Genomic DNA, 14,532 nt, shown 5'->3' with positions numbered 1-14,532 from the left:
ATATCGCATCCTGGCGGCGGGCAAGCCACTGAATGCTCCCGGCAACCTGGCCGCGGAGAAAAGAAGTTGAAGGTGCCAACGCTATAAGGTACTAACCATATAGTTACTTATAAAAATCCTCGCGAGGAGACGATGTCCAAAATCAGGAGTGCGCTCGAGGCGGCGCGGCGTATCGGCGACAAGGCGGTGGTTGCCGTGAATTCCTCCAGCGGGCTTTGCTGCCCGGACCTGGTTCTCCAGGCGCTCGGCGAGCGGTATCGCGAAGAGGGGCATCCCCGCCAGCTCACCATGATCCACCCGATTGCTGCCGGCGACATGTTCGGCACCAAGGGCGTCGACCATCTGGCCCAGGACGGCCTCATCGATACGATCATCGGCGGGTCCTATCCGTCGGGACCGTCTTCGGCGGAGCCGCCGCTGATCTGGAAGATGCTCGGCGAGAACAAGATCAGCGCCTACAACGTGCCCAGCGGCATCGTGTTCGACATTCTACGGGAAGCGGCCGGCAAGCGTCCCGGCGTCCTGACCAAGGTCGGGCTCGACACCTTCGTCGATCCTGCGCTCGACGGCTGCGCCATGAACGATCGCGCCCGCTCGCGGCCGATCGTGCGCAGGGTCCAGTTCGAGGGCGACGAGTGGCTCTATTTCCCGGCGATCGCACCCGACGTCGCCATCATCCGGGCCTCGACGGCAGACGAGCGCGGCAATCTGACCTTCGAGCATGAAGGTGCCTATCTCGGCGCGATGGAGTTGGCGCTGGCTGCGCACAATTCCGGCGGCACCGTCATTGCGCAAGTCAAGCGGATCGCCCAGTCGGGCACTCTGCGTCCGCATGACGTCAGGGTGCCCGGTATCCTCGTCGACATCATCGTCGAGGCGCCGGACCAGTTGCAGACGACGGCGACCGCCTATGACCCGGCCATTTCGGGCGAGTTGTTCCGCCCCCTCGATACGTTCACGATCCCCGCCTTCGATGCGGCCAAGGTGATGGCCCGCCGGGTGGCCATGGAACTCGAGAACGGCTGGGCCGTGAATATCGGCTTCGGCATTTCCGCGAATGTTCCGCGCATCCTGCTGGAGGAAGGCCGGCATGGCGAGATCACCTGGGTGATCGAGCAGGGCGCCGTCGGCGGCATTCCGCTGCTCGACTTCAAGTTCGGTTGTTCCTCCAATGCGGAGGCGTTCGTGGCCTCGCCGCATCAGTTCACCTATTTCCAGGCCGGTGGCTTCGATGCCTCCCTGCTGTCCTTCCTGCAGATCGGCGAGGATGGTTCCGTCAACGTCTCCAAGCTGGCGGTGCGGCCGCATGTGACGGCCGGCGCAGGAGGCTTTGTCGACATCACCGCTCGCGCCAGGAAGATCGTGTTCTCGGGCTACTTCAATGCCGGCGCGAAACTATCGGTGGTCGATGGCAAGCTGAGGATAGACAAGGAGGGCAAGGTCGCCAAGCTCGTGCCCGAGGTCGATCAGGTCTCGTTCTCCGGCAAGCGTGCCACGCTGCAGAACCAGGACGTGACCTATGTCACCGAGCGCTGCGTGCTGAAGCTGATCGAGGGCCGGCTCACCGTCACGGAGATTGCGCCCGGCGTCGATCTCAAGCGCGATATCCTCGACCAGGCGGCCTTTCCGCTCGCCGTCGCCGACCCGCTGGTGTCGATGCCGGCAGACCTGTTCGAGCCCGATCGCCGCAGCCGGCAGGCGGTCACCAGAGAGGCGGCCGAGTGATGAGCGGGAATGGTGTGCGTCTGAAGATCGAGGGGCCGGTTGCGATCATCGTCATCGAACGCGAGGGCAAGCTCAATGCCTTCGATGCTGCCATGGTGGCGGAGCTGCAACATCTGTGCGCCCTCATCGAGCACGATGCGGCCATCCGCGTGGCTGTCATGACCGGGGCAGGGGCGAAAGCCTTCTCGGCGGGCGGCGACATCGAGGCCTGGAGCCGGGAGACGCCGGAGGATTTCGGTCGGTTCTGGGTGCGCGAGGGGCACGCAGCCTTCGACGCGCTGGCGCGGCTGCGCCAACCTCTGATCGCCGTGCTGAACGGCCATGCCTTGGGCGGCGGCCTGGAGCTTGCCGCCTGCGCGGACTATCGCATTGCGGAGGCCCACGCCAAGATCGGGCAGCCGGAGACCGGGCTCGGCATCATTCCGGGATGGTCGGGTACGCAGCGCGCGACACGCCGCTTCGGTGCGCAGGCCGTGCGGCGCATGGCGGTCTTCGGCGATATCCTGACCGCGAAGGGTGCGTGCGAACTTGGTATCGTGGACGAGGTGGTGGAGAGCGGCCAGGGGCTTGCCCGGGCCATGGAAGTCGCGGAAAAGGTGTGCTCGCGCGCGCCCCTGGCAACCGAGATGACGAAGATGCTGGTGAACGCCGCCGAAGCGGAGGAGACGGAGCGGGTCTTCGACTGCCTGGCCGGCATGGCCGCCGCGCAATCGAAGGAGTTGCAGGCTGGCCTCGCCGCCTTCCGCGAAAGGCAGCCGCCGAAATTCTGACCGGCCATCTTACGGCCGGCACATACTTGTTCCCAGTCGCTCGCTACAGCGAATCGAGATTATCACGCCAGGGCGATCTGATTGCTGGCTCCCCTAGGCATCTCAGCGGGGAGCGATGACCTCTTGAGGCTATGCAGGCGCGAGAACGGAAGCAGGAAGCTGCTTCAATCTCAAAACCGTCTCTCCGCCAAGCATCTTCTCGGCATATTCGACCAGCAGCGCCTTCGCGTGCTCGCCGGAGATGATGCCATCGGCATGCCCGCGACGCAGCCAGAAGCCGTCCAGCATCGCGGCAAAGCCGATGACGAAATGGTCGATCCAGTCCTTTGAGCGGATCGGAAAAAGCGCCGACATCATGTTGGAGCGCAATCTCTTATAGAAAAGCTCCTGCAGCCGGGCATAGCGGGGCGAATGAGCGGCCTCCGCATAAAAGGAGACCCAGGCATTCGCCGTGTTGCGATCGAATTTCGACTCCGGAAAGTTGCCGTCGATGATCGCGATCAGGCGCTCCCAGCGGGTACGGGCCTGGCGCAGATTGATGACTACTGCGTCCATCAAGAGCCGGTTTGCGAACCGCACCATCTCGAACAGAACTTCGTCCTTGTCCTTGAAATAATAGGTCAAAATGCCTTGCGACATCCCCGCTTCATGGCAGATGCGGGTGGTGGTCAGGCCCCTCAGGCCTTCACGCAGGAAAATGCGATGGGCGGCCTCGATCAGCTCGACCCTTCTGATGTCCTCAATCCGAGTCTTCTGTTTCTTGCGCGTCCCGGCCATGGAAAATCAATAGCTGAACAAGATTTTGTACGCTCTAACAAAATTTTGTCTTGTCAAAAAAATTAGCAGGCGTAGTCTTCCTGACAACGGCTGGCCGCCGGGGGCGGCGCCTGCCCGTGAATTCTTCGCGGGGCGATGGCTCACGACAATGGATCGAGATCGGGGAGAGACTTGATGCTGGCAAGCCCAGACAGCATGAGTGCGGCCGTGCTCGCGGCTTTTGGCGAGCCCCTCGAAATCGTTCGGTTTCCGCGTCCGGTTCCCGGCCCGGGCCAATTGCTCGTGCGTCTCCTGGCCTGCGGTGTCTGCCATTCCGATGTTCACATCTGGAGGGGCAGCGGCATACCCCAGCATCCGGCCTCTCCTTTCGTGATGGGGCATGAGGGGATCGGCGTCATCGCGGCCCTGGGCGAGGGTGTAACCGGCTGGGCGGTGGGCGACCTGGCTGGCATACCATGGATCCACGACACCTGCTGCCGCTGTGACGAGTGCCTGGATGGACATGAATCCTTTTGCCAGCACCATCGCGCTCATGGCCTGAATGTGCCGGGGGCCTTTGCAGAATATGTGATCGCCGATGCGAGGTTCGCCGTTTCCCTGCCCCCGACGATTGATGCGCTCACAACCGCTCCGGTGATGTGCGCAGGTGTCACCGCATATGGCGCAATCAGGAAAGCCGAACTCGAAGCCGGGGACAGTTGCATCATTTTCGGCTGCGGCGGCCTTGGGCTCTACGCCGTGCAGCTTGCAAGCCGGCTGAACATCAGGGTCCTGGCCGTCGATCGCGATCCGGCAAAGCTTCAGATCGCAAGAACCTATGGTGCAACGGAAACCGAAATCGCCGACGATGGCCTGCCTTCCCGGCTGGCCGCGGGGGATACGCGCTATCATGCCTGCATCAATTTTGCCCCGACGACGGCCACCTGGGACTCGATGATCGCAGGTATCCGCCCTCGCGGTCGCATCGTCGCGGCGGCGATGGTCTTCGAGCCGGTGCCCCTGATCCAGGAATGGCTGACGGCAACCGGCGTCGTCATCACCGGGACCAGCGTCGGCACACGCCAGCAGATGCGCGAGCTGATCGCAATACATCAGGAACACCCACTCGAGGTCGAGATCGAGGTGATCTCGCTCGAGCAGGTCTCGGATGCGTTGCTCGCTCTTGAACGGGGCACCTCCAGGGGCCGTTTCGTCATCGAATTCTAGAGCGTTTTGCGATTTCTTGGAATCACCAAGAATCGCAAAGACGCGTCGAAACAATGAGTTAGAGAAAAGAAGCGGTTACGTGTAAACGCGCTTTGCTCTAGGGATTCGCCGCCCTCGCCAACGAGCGCAGGGCGGTACGTATAAGAAAGAGGGGAGATCGTGTGATGAGACGTATCGGTGTTGCGTTCGCAATTGCTGCCCTGGTCATGGGCGCGAGCGGCAAGCCGGCGATGGCCGGCGAGCCGGAAGCCTGCAGAACCGTCAGGTTCTCGGATGTCGGGTGGACGGACATCACCTCGACGACCGCGATCGCTTCCCACGTTCTCCAGGGCCTTGGCTATACGCCCAAGACCACCGTACTCTCGATCTCCGTCACCTATGCCTCGATGAAAAATAAGGACATCGACGTCTATCTCGGCGACTGGCAACCCAGCATGGTGAACGAGCGCAAGCCCTATCTCGACGACAAGTCGATCGTCGTCAGCGGTGCCAACCTGCCGGTCGGCGCAAAATACACGCTCGCCGTGCCGCAATACACCTATGACAAAGGGCTGAAGGACTTCGCCGACATCGCGAAGTTCAGGGATTCGCTGCAGGAGAAGATTTACGGCATCGAACCCGGCGACACCGGCAACAACCTCATTCACGGGCTGATCGACGGCGACAAGCACGGGCTAAAGGGATTCCAGCTGGTTGAGTCGAGCGAACAGGGCATGCTGGCCCAGGTTCAAGGTGCTGTCGCCCGCGGGGAGGACATCGTCTTTCTGGGCTGGGCGCCGCACCCGATGAACGTCAATTTCAAGATCCAGTACCTGACGGGCGGCGATGACACGTTCGGCCCGAATTTCGGCAGCGCCGTCGTCTACACGGACATTCGAGCGGGATGGGACGGTGAGTGCCCGAACGCCGCCAAATTCATCGGCAATCTGAAATTCAATGTCGATCTGGAGAACCAGGTCATGAACACGATCCTGACCGAGGGCAAAGAGGGGGCAGCCGTGGCAGCCGAATATCTGAAAGCCAATCCAGGCGTCCTCGACGCCTGGCTCGACGGTGTCACGACATTTGACGGTCAGCCCGGATTGCCGGCAGTCAAGAAAAGCCTGGGCCTATGAGTAAGGCAGCTCATTCGAGTGTCTGCGAGTTCGCGCGACCTTTGTCATTGCCGGGCTCGACCCGGCCATCCAGTTCTTCCGGCTGGTTGCGCCTGTGGCTTCTGGATAGCCGGGTCAAGCCCGGCTATGACAAATCGTGGCGTTTCCTCCTCTAAGCAAACGGCATTGGGGCCGTCGTCTCAGCGATAGACCATCAGCTGGTTTTCCCCGGACTGGACGGTCTCCCCGGTCTGCTGGCGCACGCAAAAGCCCAGTGTGAGGATGCCCCGGTCCGGCCGGGATATCGTCCGCTTGTTCTTGATGCGGACGCGGGCGGTGATCGTGTCACCGGCCAGGACCGGGCGTTCGAAGCGAAAGTTCCAGCCCAGCGAGGCGATGGCGAGGAAGCGGGCCTGCGCCTGGTTCTTCAGCCCGTCGACGAGGGACAGGATCAGGAGGCCGTGGGCGACACGCGAGGGAAAGCCATGCGCGCGCGCCGCATCGTCATCCATATGGATTTCGAAGCGGTCGCCGGTCAGCTCTGCGAAGGCATCGATCAGTTCGGTGCCGACATGCCTTGCCGGTGTGTCGAACCAATCCCCGATGGACACATCCTCATAGCGCAGTCCGGTCGCCGCCAGGCGGCGACCGGTGTCGGGTGCGATGTCGTTCATGCCGGCACCGGCGCGTCCTCGCGCAGCAATTGCTTGCTTTTCAGCTCGGCCCAGAAATCCGGGGGTATGGGGTGGCTGAACCATGCCAGGTTCTGGTCGAGCTGCTCCACCGTGCGCGTTCCCGCGCAGAAGGCCGGGATGGCGGGGTGGGCGACGACGAATTGGAGCGCCGCGGCGGCAAGCGGCACCTTGTGGTCGCGGCATACCGCCTCGATCCTGGCGACCTTCTCCATCACCGCGGCCGGGGCGGGGGCGTAGTTGTATTTCGCGCCAGGCACCGCCCCGGTTGCGAGGATCCCGGAATTGAAGCCGCCGCCGACCAGAATGGCCGCACCTCGCTCCTGGCAAAGCGGTAGGAAGCCGTCAAGGGCCTCCTGTTCGAGCAGCGTATAGCGGCCCGCCAGGAGGAAGCAGTCGAAATCGCGCTGCTTGAGTGCCTCGTGGCAGACTTCCCATTCGTTGACGCCGACGCCGATGGCCTTCACCGCGCCTTCCGAGCGCAGGCGCTCCAAAGCGCGCCAGCATCCGTCCATGGCCTGCCGGAAGACTTCGGGCTGGTCGTCGCCGCGGGTGAAACGGTCGATGTCGTGAATGAACAGCATGTCGATGCGCTCGAGTGCGAGTCGCTGCAGGGAATCCTCGAAGGCCCTCATCGTGCCGTCATAGCTGTAGTCGAAGCTCATCGTATTCGGCGCCGCATTGACCCAGGGCGCGAAGTCGATCTGGGAGCGCCGGGCCGGGTGCAGGACGCGCCCGACCTTCGATGCGACCACGAAATCGTCGCGGTTCTTCCAGCGTAGCGCCTGCCCCAGGCGCAGTTCCGAAAGGCCATGGCCGTACATCGGCGCGGTATCGTAGAAGCGCACGCCGGCATTCCAGGCATGCTGCACCATTTCGTCGGCAACCGGCTCGCTGATCTCGCGCTGGAAATTCCCGATCGGCGCCGTCCCGAAGGCAAAGGCGGTGACGTCGACGTTGCTGCGGCCGAATTTCCGCTTTTCCGATGGCTTCATGGTTTCCTCCCTTGGCATTGCTCTTGGTGGTCTGCCTGACCTGGCCTCGTCTCGACTAGGTCGGTAACCCGCCGATTTCGAGGGAATCGTCAGGCTTGACCCGTTCGATCCACGTGCGTTATAGCAGTAACTAGATAGTTACAAAAGGGGAGAAGCGCATGTATCCGAGCGAGACGCAGATGCAGGTGCGCGACATGGCGCGGCAGTTCGCCGACGAGGTCGTCAAACCGCTGGCCGAGGGGCTCGATCGCGAGGAGCGTTTCCCCCACGAGATCTATGAGCAGATGGGCGAGCTCGGGCTGTTCGGCATCGGCGTTCCCGAAGCCATGGGAGGCCCGGGGTTCGATACGCTGACCTATGCCCTCGTGATGGAGGAGCTCGCGCGAGGCTATGCTTCGGTTGCCGATCAATGCGGCCTGGTGGAGCTCATCTCCACGCTGCTGGTGAGGCACGGCACGCCGGCCCAGCGCGAGACCTGGCTGGCGCCGGCGATGCGGGGAACCAAGCGCGTGGCCTATTGCATCACCGAGCCGGAGGCCGGCACCGATGTGTCCGGCATCAGGACCACGGCGGAGCGGGACGGAGAAGGCTGGCGCCTCAATGGCGGCAAGATCTGGATCCACAACGCGCCGGTCGCCGATGTCGGTTTCGTGCTGGCCCGGACGGACAAGGATGCAGGCCACCGCGGCATGAGCATCTTCATCGTCGATCTCAACGCCAAGGGCGTCGAGCGTGGCCCCAAGGAGCACAAGATGGGGCAGCGTGCCAGCCAGGTCGGCGCGCTCAATTTCACCGATGTCGTGCTCGGGCCGGATGCCTTGCTGGGAGAACTCGGCAAGGGCTTCCACATGATGATGAGCGTGCTCGACAAGGGCCGTGTCGGCATTGCGGCGCTCGCGGTCGGCATCGGCCAGGCCGGCCTGGAGGCGGCCGTCGACTATGCCCGCCAGCGCAAGCAGTTCGGAAAGGCGATCGCCGAGTTCCAGGGTGTGCAATGGCTGATTGCCGACATGGCCAAGGATATCGAGGCGGCCCGTCTTCTGGTGCACAGCGCGGCGGTGAAGATCGATCGCGGGGACAATGCGACGAAGGCCTGCTCGATCGCCAAATGCTTTGCGGGCGACATGGCGGTGGCCCGCACGGCCGATGCCGTCCAGGTCTTCGGTGGTTCCGGCTACATCCGCGGCTTCGAGGTCGAGCGCCTTTATCGCGATGCCAAGATCACCCAGATCTATGAAGGCACCAACCAGATCCAGCGCATGATCATCGCCCGCGAATTGTTCAAGCATGGAGCGCTGGCATGAGTACGCCAAGCCGGCAGGCGGCCTTCATCACCGGCTCGAGCCGCGGCATTGGCCTGGCGGCCGCTGTCGAACTGGCCAGGAACGGGTTTGCGATCGCCTTGAACGGGCCCGAGGATGACGCGGAACTGCGGGCTGCCGAGGAACGCGTGCGCGCTTTCGATGTGCCCGTCACCCGCGTCGCCGGCGACATCGCCGACATCGGTGCGCATGAGGCGATGCTCGACCTGGCCGAAAAGGCACTAGGGCCGCTTTCGACCCTCATCAACAATGCCGGCGTATCGGTCCTGAGCCGCGGCGATCCGCTCGATGTCAGCGAGGAAAGCTACGACCGCTGCCAGGCTGTGAATGCCAAGGCGCAGTTCTTCCTGTGCCAGAAATGGGCGAGGCGCGTCCTCGCGCGCGACCGCAATGACGGGCGCTTCTACTCGATCGTGAACGTGTCGTCGTCGAATGCCGATGCGGTCGCCGAGCCGCGCGCCGAGTATTGCATCTCGAAAGCGGGCTCGGCCATGGTCAGCAAGATATTCGCCGTTCGCCTGGGGCGCGAGAACATTGCCGTCTACGATATCAGGCCGGGCCTGATCGAGACCGCCATGACGCAATCGGTGACCAGCCAATACCAGCGGCGCATCGATGAAGAGGGCCTGACCCTGATGCGGCGCCTGGGCCGGCCGGAGGATGTCGGCACCGTGATGGCGACGCTCGCCACCGGCAAATTGCCCTATACGACGGGCCAGGTGATCGCCGTGGATGCCGGCATGCTGGTGCCGAGATTTTGAGGAAACTACGATGATCCGTCTTCCCGACACCAAGGGCGTTTTCTCCGACTATCGGCTCAGCGGCAAGGTGATCCCAGCCGCCCGCCTGTCCGCCGGCGCGGCACGCGTCGTATTTTCGGCGGCCCATGTCGTGGCCGATCCGTTCACCGCCAACGATCCTTCCGGCTCGGCCACGGTCGATTGGAAGGCAACGATGGCGTTTCGTCACCATCTGAACGATCTCGGCCTCGGCATTGCCGAAGCGATGGACACCGCCCAGCGCGGCATGGGCCTGGACTGGCCTCGGGCGCTCGACCTTATCCGGCGCACCCGCGAGGAGCTTCCGCAGGCACTGGTCTTCAATGGATGCGGCACAGATCAACTCGAGCCGATTGAGGCGCGAGGACTGGACGACGTCCGTCGCGCCTATTTCGAACAGGTCGAAGCCATCCAGGCTCTGGGAGGGCGCCTCATCCTGATGGCGAGCCGAGCCCTTGCTGCGGTGGCCGGCTCGCCGGAAGACTATGTGAAGGTCTATGGCGATGTCCTGGCCCGCTGCGACCAGCCCGTCATCCTCCACTGGCTCGGCGACATGTTCGACCCGGCGCTGAGGGGTTACTGGGGCAGCGACAGTTTCGAGGCCGCCATGGAGGTGGCGCTACGCGTCATCGAACAGAACGCGGCAAAGGTGGACGGCATCAAGATTTCGCTCCTGGACAAGGACAAGGAAATCGCGATGCGGCGGCGCCTGCCCGCCGGCGTCAAGATGTATACGGGTGACGACTTCAACTATCCGGAATTGATCGCCGGCGACGAGATCGGCTTTTCTCACGCCCTTCTCGGCATTTTCGATCCCCTCGCGCCGGCTGCGGCCTTCGCCATCCAGAAACTGGGGGAGGGCGACAGGCAAGCCTTCCATGCAACGCTGGATCCGACCGTCCCGCTGGCACGGCTCATCTTCCGGGCACCCACTCAGTTCTACAAGACAGGTGTCGTCTTCCTCGCCTGGCTCAATGGCTTCCAGGAGCATTTCATCATGCTGGGCGGAGCGCAGGCCATGCGGCCGCTGCCCTATTTCGTCGAGCTTTTCAAGCATGCGGATGCCTGCGGCCTGCTGCGCGACCCGGAATTGGCGGCCGATCGCATGCGCAGGCTGCTTGCCCTTTACGGCGCCTGAGAGCTTGTGATGCGCGATTTCTCGACGGATCATTCGGCGCTCGCCCTGAATACCGCGACGCTCGGGCACAATCTGGATGGGCATGGCGCCGGCTGGCCCGTCGAGCGCGTCATCGATGCCTGTGCCGAGCGCGGCTTTGGCGGGATCGTGTTCTGGCGCCGGGAAATCGGGGATCGAGCCATCGAGATCGGCAATCGTGTCCGTCAGGCGGGCCTCGAAGTCGCGGGCCTGTGTCGCAGCCCCTTCTTGGTGGGGCCGATGGCGCCGCGGCCTCTATCCGCCCTCCGCGACGACTTCCGGTCCTCGATCGACATGGCGGCTGGGCTCGGGACCTCGATCCTCACCATCGTCGTTGGCGGGGTCGAGCCGGACAGCCTTGGGGTGGAGGAAAGCCTGAAACGCGTGGCGGAGCGGGTCGCTGAAGCCGCGCCCTACGCGGCGCAGCGGGGCGTTCGCCTCGCGCTGGAACCGCTCAACCCGGTCTATGCGGGCAATCGTTCCTGCCTGGTGACGGTGCGTGACGCGGTTGATCTCTGCGAGGTGATCGGGGAGGCCAATGTCGGCATCGCCGTCGATGTCTATCATGTCTGGTGGGACACTTCGCTTGCGCGCGAACTCCAGCGCGCCGGCAAGGAGCGCATCCTGGGATATCATCTGTGCGACTGGCTTGCCGAGACGCGTGATGTCCTGCTCGATCGCGGCATGATGGGGGATGGCGTCGCCGACCTCAGATCGCTGCGCGCGGCGGTGGAAGAGGCAGGCTATCGGGGCTTGTGCGAAGTCGAGATCTTTTCGGCCGGGAACTGGTGGAAACGTGATCCTGCCGAGGTGCTCGACACTTGCGTCGAGCGCTTTCGGTCCGTCTGCTGAAGCCTCCGCCGGTCGGCAATGGGGGCTCGAAAGGCCCTTATATTCCATCGGCAGGATTGCGCTCGAAGAGGCAATTCGCCTCCAGGCTGGTGAGGCCAGTGAATTCATCCTCGAGCCCGGCGATCCATCATCCGGACTGTCGCTCTTGCTGGCGGCGGGGACATGCCGATGCCGGCTGCCGCGAAAATTCCAGGCAAATCGGCCGTTGCATCCATGGCCCGCCCTGTTGACGCTCATGCGTCGCCCCTTCAAACATCGACCAGTCGCAATCGTCGAGGCCGATGGCCGCAGCCTTTCCGGTCCAGGGTTGCAGCCGCCTGATTCCCGTCACCCGGCGCCATGTGTCGAGAGGTCACCAATGCCCCAGAGAACGGGACCTCCTCCACCATCCGGATCCTCGCCCGATAAGGCAGGGCCGCCTTCGGGTGGCGGTGGCGTCAACGGCCTCCTCCTCGTCATCGAATATCAGGACGCGGCCGGCCGCCGACGGTTTCGGCCGGTCACGCTCTGGTCGGTCAAGCCGGGGCGCGACGGCATTCCACGTCTTCTCGGCTACAGCCACGATCGAGGCGACCTTCGCTCCTTCCGTCTCGACAGGATCCTGTCGATCGCCGACGCCGATGGCGTACTGCAGGAGCCGCTGGATGAGTTCTATCGGCAGGTGCTCGGCCTGTCCTGGCCGCAAGCGCGCGCCGGGTCTTCCCCCGAGCAACAGGTGGGAGAGCGCTGGGCCGTGATTCGCAGGGTCGCGCGCGAAAGCGGCCTCGTCCTCGCCGTGGCGGTCGGCAGGGCCGACCTGCAAATGTCGGGCGAGGAGGTCAAGGTCATGCTCGATCATGTCGCGGCCGCGTGTGCCGCGGAGGGCATCGACCTGGACGCGGGCGAGATCGAGCGCACCCGCCAATGGATCCGGCGCATGAGGCCATCGACCGACGCGGTGAAGACAAGCTTGCACGAGCTGGACGCGGCAGCACCGGCCGTAAAGGCCAGGCTGATCGAAATCTGTCTGGCGGTGGCGGACAGCGATGGTTTTCGTCATCATCGAGAGCTCGCGCTCATCGATGAATTCTCGCGGGCACTTCTCGGCGAAAGCCTGCTGTCGCGCGGCCCGCCGCCGAGTGACGGCAAATCCGGCTGAAACGCCGAATGACGTCGAGAATCCGGTGCCGGGCGCAGAGCCTGCCTATCGTGAAACCGCGAGATACAGGGAGAGCGTCGCGACGGACAGGATCGTCGTGGCCAGGACGACACGGCTGGTGACCAGGGCCTGGCGTCCGTAGAATTCGGCCAGCATGAAGGGGCCTGTCCCGGTCGGCAGGGCCGCGAGGAGGACGGCAGTATGGACCGCGTCCGGCGCGAGGCCGAGGATGGGTGCGGCAATCACCCAGGTCGCGACGGGGTGGGCCACCAGCTTCAACCCGATCAGCAAGGCCTCGACCTTGCGCCCTGCCTCCGCCGCCCTGCCGGTGTTCTCCGCCAGGAAAAGGCCGAGCGCGATGAGTGCGCAGGGCGAGGCGGCGCCGCCGAGCAATTTGAGAAACCGGTCCAGCGTCTGGGGAAGGGGCCAGCCCGAAACCATCACCAGCGCCCCCAGGGCCGGTGCGACCAGCAGGGGATTGCGGATCAAGGTGAGCAGCGTCTTGCGAGCGATATCCCGTCGACGGGCCTGGGACTGCAGGCTGGCTTCGATCAGGACGATGGCGACGGCAAACAGGACGCAGACGGTCACGATCGTCGCGACCAGCGTCGGTGCCAGGCCGGATTGGCCGACGACCGCGAGGATCAGCGGGAAACCCATGAAGCCGGTATTGGCATAGCCGGCATTGAGGCCGTCGATGGCCGCATCGGCGAGATGGCAGCCCTGCCGCAGGCGGATCGTCAGGGCGAGGACGAAGATGAGGGCGCAGCCCAGGGCAAAGGCCAGAATGAAGCCGGGCTGCCAGATCCGGGCTGGGTCCGCGTTGGCCATGATGTCGAACAGCAGCGCCGGGAGCGCCAGATAAACCACGAGCCTGTTCACCTCGCGCGTGGCGTGCGGGCCGAGCGCATTGCTGCGCCGCGCGAGCCAGCCGGCGAGGATCAGGGCAAAGACGGGCAGGACGATGAGAAGGTTGGAAAGCATGGCAGGCCGATTGGGATGCCGTCTTTCATAGAAGAGGCAATCGATATAATCCAATCCAATGCATGGCCATTATCAATGCCCTGGAGGTATCGATGGATTCGCGCCAGATGCGCTATTTCGTGGCTCTCGCCGAGACCCTGCATTTCGGCCGGGCCGCTGCACGACTGCACATGACCCAGCCGCCCTTCAGCCGGCAGATCGCCAATCTGGAGCGTGAACTCGGCGTGCAACTGGTCGAGCGGAACTCGCGCCACGTCACCCTGACCCAGGCTGGGGAGAGGTTCCTGGCTGACTCACGCGCGGTCCTCGCGCAATTCGAGGATGCCTGCCGTGATGCGAGGCTGGTCGCTGAAGGCCAGAAGGGCGAGTTGCGCCTGGGCTTCATGATGCATGCCGCCCATCGCATCGTGCCGCAGATCGTCAGTTGCTATGCCGGGTTGAGGCCGGCCATTCGCATCGTTCTCCTGGAGACGACGCCGGCCGAGATCGAGCAAAGGCTTCTCGGCGGCGAACTCGATGCCGCCATCACCTTTGCCGGCCGGCCATTTCCTCAATTGCGGACAGTACCTGTCATCACGGACCATCTGTGCCTCATCGTTCCCCGCGAGCATGCCTTGGTCGGGCGGGACACCATTGCTCCACACGATCTGGCAGCAGAGGATTTGATCGCGGCGCCTGCAACCGTGGCGCCGACGCTCCGCGAGGCCATCGCCGGCTATTTCGAGATGGCCGGCATCGTTCCGCGGTTTCGCTATGAACCCCAGTTGCAGCACACCATCGTCCGCCTCGTGGCGGCGCGGCTCGGTGTGGCCCTGGTGCCGGCATCGATATGCGACGAGTCGATCGTAGAGGTCGTGCCAAGGGCGCTCGCGGCTGCACCGACATTGAAGGTCGTTCTCTCGGTTCCCGCTGAATCCGGCAATCCGGCCATCGCCCCCTTGATCGACATCATCCGGGAGTGGAAAGGGCCGCTCGCTGCCGCAATGCCTGTGGCCCAGCCGACGCGCTGAGTCGAAGGTTCTGTGACTACAGTCGCAACTAC

At 63.9% G+C, this 14,532-nt stretch carries 14 protein-coding genes; 10 read left to right on the top strand and 4 right to left on the bottom strand.

Going from position 1 to position 14,532, the window contains the following annotated elements; translation table 11 throughout:
• The first annotated feature begins 132 nt into the window (after positions 1–132).
• Together ACIGJE_RS30350 and ACIGJE_RS30345 are read left to right on the top strand one after the other, a co-directional pair.
• Complete coding sequence (locus tag ACIGJE_RS30350; RefSeq protein ID WP_415085222.1) at positions 133–1,725, top strand: acyl CoA:acetate/3-ketoacid CoA transferase; 1,593 nt, start codon at positions 133–135, stop codon at positions 1,723–1,725.
• A complete protein-coding gene (locus ACIGJE_RS30345) occupies positions 1,725–2,495 on the top strand; it encodes an enoyl-CoA hydratase/isomerase family protein (protein WP_415085220.1) in 771 nt (256 codons plus the stop codon). The genes ACIGJE_RS30350 and ACIGJE_RS30345 overlap by 1 nt, the downstream gene beginning before the upstream one ends.
• A 129-nt stretch (positions 2,496–2,624) precedes the next feature.
• Here ACIGJE_RS30345 and betI read toward each other — a convergent pair whose 3' ends face one another.
• Positions 2,625–3,272 (bottom strand): transcriptional regulator BetI, encoded by a 648-nt coding sequence (gene betI, locus ACIGJE_RS30340; protein ID WP_149249479.1) that lies wholly within the window; start codon positions 3,270–3,272, stop codon positions 2,625–2,627.
• A 174-nt stretch (positions 3,273–3,446) separates the two neighbouring features.
• Between betI and ACIGJE_RS30335 the strand changes: the two genes are divergently transcribed.
• Both ACIGJE_RS30335 and ACIGJE_RS30330 read left to right on the top strand, forming a co-directional pair.
• On the top strand, positions 3,447–4,478 hold the full coding sequence (locus ACIGJE_RS30335) for an alcohol dehydrogenase catalytic domain-containing protein (protein ID WP_415085219.1): 1,032 nt from the start codon (positions 3,447–3,449) through the stop codon (positions 4,476–4,478).
• Positions 4,479–4,684: 206 nt separating this feature from the next.
• Entirely contained in the window at positions 4,685–5,593 is a 909-nt protein-coding gene (locus ACIGJE_RS30330; protein ID WP_415085229.1) for a choline ABC transporter substrate-binding protein, read from the top strand.
• 179 nt (positions 5,594–5,772) lie between these two features.
• Here ACIGJE_RS30330 and ACIGJE_RS30325 read toward each other — a convergent pair whose 3' ends face one another.
• Positions 5,773–6,246 (bottom strand): MaoC family dehydratase, encoded by a 474-nt coding sequence (locus tag ACIGJE_RS30325; RefSeq protein WP_483680460.1) that lies wholly within the window; start codon positions 6,244–6,246, stop codon positions 5,773–5,775.
• A complete protein-coding gene (locus ACIGJE_RS30320) occupies positions 6,243–7,259 on the bottom strand; it encodes an aldo/keto reductase (RefSeq protein WP_483680458.1) in 1,017 nt (338 codons plus the stop codon). The genes ACIGJE_RS30325 and ACIGJE_RS30320 overlap by 4 nt, the downstream gene beginning before the upstream one ends.
• A 158-nt stretch (positions 7,260–7,417) precedes the next feature.
• Between ACIGJE_RS30320 and ACIGJE_RS30315 the strand changes: the two genes are divergently transcribed.
• The 5 genes from ACIGJE_RS30315 (at position 7,418) to ACIGJE_RS30295 (ending at position 12,506) form a co-directional block, all read left to right on the top strand.
• On the top strand, positions 7,418–8,563 hold the full coding sequence (locus ACIGJE_RS30315) for an acyl-CoA dehydrogenase family protein (RefSeq protein WP_483680456.1): 1,146 nt from the start codon (positions 7,418–7,420) through the stop codon (positions 8,561–8,563).
• Positions 8,560–9,342 (top strand): 3-ketoacyl-ACP reductase, encoded by a 783-nt coding sequence (locus ACIGJE_RS30310; protein WP_483680454.1) that lies wholly within the window; start codon positions 8,560–8,562, stop codon positions 9,340–9,342. Before ACIGJE_RS30315 ends, ACIGJE_RS30310 begins: the two co-directional genes overlap by 4 nt.
• 10 nt (positions 9,343–9,352) lie before the next feature.
• Positions 9,353–10,498: a dihydrodipicolinate synthase family protein gene (locus ACIGJE_RS30305; protein WP_483680452.1), complete on the top strand. Its 1,146-nt coding sequence runs from the start codon at positions 9,353–9,355 to the stop codon at positions 10,496–10,498.
• Between the two features lie 9 nt (positions 10,499–10,507).
• Positions 10,508–11,368, top strand: a complete 861-nt coding sequence (locus ACIGJE_RS30300; RefSeq protein WP_483680450.1) for a sugar phosphate isomerase/epimerase family protein — start codon at positions 10,508–10,510, stop codon at positions 11,366–11,368.
• Positions 11,369–11,726: 358 nt separating this feature from the next.
• The gene (locus tag ACIGJE_RS30295; RefSeq protein WP_483680448.1) at positions 11,727–12,506 is read left to right on the top strand and encodes a tellurite resistance TerB family protein; all 780 of its coding nucleotides are present in this window, start codon (positions 11,727–11,729) and stop codon (positions 12,504–12,506) included.
• Positions 12,507–12,551: 45 nt separating this feature from the next.
• On the opposite strand, the gene ACIGJE_RS30290 is transcribed toward ACIGJE_RS30295, so the two are convergent.
• On the bottom strand, positions 12,552–13,490 hold the full coding sequence (locus ACIGJE_RS30290) for an AEC family transporter (protein WP_483680447.1): 939 nt from the start codon (positions 13,488–13,490) through the stop codon (positions 12,552–12,554).
• Between the two features lie 92 nt (positions 13,491–13,582).
• Between ACIGJE_RS30290 and ACIGJE_RS30285 the strand changes: the two genes are divergently transcribed.
• Positions 13,583–14,500, top strand: coding sequence for a LysR family transcriptional regulator (locus ACIGJE_RS30285; RefSeq protein ID WP_483680446.1), 918 nt, complete (start codon positions 13,583–13,585; stop codon positions 14,498–14,500).
• The last annotated feature ends 32 nt before the right edge of the window (positions 14,501–14,532 follow it).

This window comes from Labrys sp. E2SS-1L (assembly GCF_057073705.1).
This window is presented reverse-complemented; position numbering and strand designations above follow the sequence as displayed.